Source organism: Salinicoccus jeotgali (assembly GCF_039538805.1).
Classification (GTDB): Bacteria; Bacillota; Bacilli; order Staphylococcales; family Salinicoccaceae; genus Salinicoccus; species Salinicoccus jeotgali.
In genome coordinates this window covers 1-2,564 of sequence record NZ_BAABCK010000044.1, presented here as the reverse complement: position 1 = coordinate 2,564, position 2,564 = coordinate 1, and the positions used below count along the sequence as shown (strand labels likewise).

The following is a 2,564-nucleotide window of genomic DNA, read 5'->3' as shown; positions in this document are numbered from 1 at the left end:
TCCGTGGTAATATGGGTGTAGGTCATGCGTGATCACTCCTATGATTTTCTTTGGTCGGAAAACTCATTTTGAGTGTATCACGCGTGACCCTTTTTAGGTGTCTAGCTTAATTTTACAATCGGCGAAATGAAATAATTTTATTATATACATCGTAGTAAAAATGATATAAATATAATAGATAAATTTTTTCATTAGAATTGATGTATTCTATGTTGCTATTATTGGAAACATGGTCATCTATCAGTTCGGAAAATTGTTCATAATCTCGGTATGTTCTTTTCTTATTGGTAAAATCACTTCTCAAAAGGATCATTTCAATAGAGGAAGTGTCAATTTCTATCTTTTGCAGTTTCTCTTCAATTTTACTATATAAATACTGCGTACTATGAAGATTATCTATGTCATATCTATAATCTATAATTTTTCTTACGAAACCATCCCTTATATCTTTATCTATTTGTATTATATCTCCAACTATAATAATCTTATTCTGGTTACTTTTAAGTAAATTGATAATAGCATATAGATTTTCACGATCTTGAGAAGATATTCTATCAAAATCGTCAATAACAATTATTTTGTTTTTATCTGAAAAATCTTCAACTATTTTTTTAGACCTGTTTTCTAAAATATCTGAACTAGAAAAGTAATCTTTGGATTGAAGCAATGAAGCTATTATAAAAAAATAAAAGAATAGTAGTATGCTGTTGGTAAAAATTGAGGTAGTAAAAATGTCGCCTGTAAATAAGTAACTTAATAAGTAAAGTAATAAAGTTATTACTGCAGAAATTATTATCACTATTATTGGATAAGTTAACTTGTAGAAAAAAAACTTTATGGGTTTTAGTTTTTTTGCTATTAAAGTAAAGTTTTGATCTGAAATTTCTTCGCCCCAAAAGTCCATCTCAATATACTTATATTTTTTACTCTTCTCTCTCAATTCATTTAAAAAGTATGTTTTCCCACTCCCCCACCTCCCATTCAAAAAAGTTACCCCTGTTTTTTTTTTACAATTAATATAAGTATCGTAAAAATAGTCGATCTCTTTATTGAATTCATTAGTAATAACGCATCACTCTCCATACTCTTAAATATTTATATTAATGTTCATCATATAGTAGTTCTATAGTAACTTTATTATCAATCAGTTTTAATAAATATATCCTACTCCTTATTATGAGATTTCTACCTAAATTATACTATATATTTGGAAATTCTCATCGTTCCGAATAATTTTAAGGGGTCTTGTCCGTATTGTGGGGAAAAGCAGTATCCCATAGCACTCACAAAAATAGAATAGATGATCATGCATATACCCATCAACTTTTATCGAGCAATCGTTCTGCTTCGTGTGAGAAAATTTAATACATACACCTTATATTTACGATTGAATGACCCCATCGGACACACCTCATGTATCCGATGAAAATTGTAAATAAATTGAGAAAGAATATAGAGAGAAATGGAGGGAAAAATCGGAGTTGAAATATTTGATGTAAATTATGAGATTTGTTGGTTAAATAAATCATAAATCACATTTATAACTATCCAACAAGTAATAGAGATAGTTATCAGTAGTATGCAACAAATGATTATAGATATAAAAATAGTTATAAAGTAATCGAAGGTCTTTTTTTTCGCTTCAACACTGCCAGAGAAAAAATAAAATAATCCTATTAATATACTCAGAGAAAAAAATAAGGATAAAAACGCGATAGAATTAATAAGAAGTCCGACAGACAAAGAATCCCATTTAATATTAATAGACATTATTGTCATCAATTTTCTTCTACCTTCTTATCGTTTTCTTTAATTAAATAATAAAAATCACTTATCATTTTTTTCTCCTCAAATTTATGCCAATACCATCTTTTTAGCCAACCATTTCCTAGTGTTTCCCAATGATTTTTAAGAAGATATCTGGCAAACAACCTTAATTTTCGTGAATCTTTTTGGTTTAAATATTTTTTTTGTTCATCATCGCTATGCTCTATACATTGGATACCAGTATCAATATTTTTTTCAATAGCGCCTAATTCCTTAAAGATATAAGCAGTCATTTCATTAAAGTTTTCGGGTGGCATAGATGTGTAATCCTTTTTTTTAGCTTCATCATGAGGTCTAAATCTAAGAACAGTATATAATATGTATACATCGTCTGAAAGTAGCCTGGATTTTGATGACACCTTAAATAATTCTTGCCTCCAGCCTGACTTTGAGTCTAAAGAATCTCTTAACTGTTTTCGAACTACAACTATAGCAATTAAACCAGTAAAAAAGGTAAAGAGACCAGTTATAATGGAACCCAAAACATTATTACTATTATTATTGATTATTATCTCCCACATAGATCTTTCCCCCTATATTGTCCTTTCTCTATTAAATCATAGATACTTTTAAAAAGTGTAACACTTCAAAATTAAATCTTCATCGAAGTAATACAGTGCGTAGGTTTAGATTTGCATTCTGATATAGAAAATTATTATGATACATCTGCATAAATATTTTATATTAAATTTAATGGTAAGTAAAAGTTGTAAAAATCATTCTAAATAACGACCGTT

2 protein-coding genes are annotated in these 2,564 nt (G+C 28.2%); both read right to left on the bottom strand.

Features of this window, described 5'->3' with window-relative positions:
- Window positions 1-112: 112 nt before the first annotated feature.
- Window positions 113-1,042: a P-loop NTPase fold protein gene (locus tag ABD734_RS07825; protein WP_486374922.1), complete on the bottom strand. Its 930-nt coding sequence runs from the start codon at window positions 1,040-1,042 to the stop codon at window positions 113-115.
- Window positions 1,043-1,778: 736 nt separating this feature from the next.
- The gene (locus tag ABD734_RS07820) at window positions 1,779-2,348 is read right to left on the bottom strand and encodes a hypothetical protein (protein ID WP_344703140.1); all 570 of its coding nucleotides are present in this window, start codon (window positions 2,346-2,348) and stop codon (window positions 1,779-1,781) included.
- Window positions 2,349-2,564 lie beyond the last annotated feature (216 nt).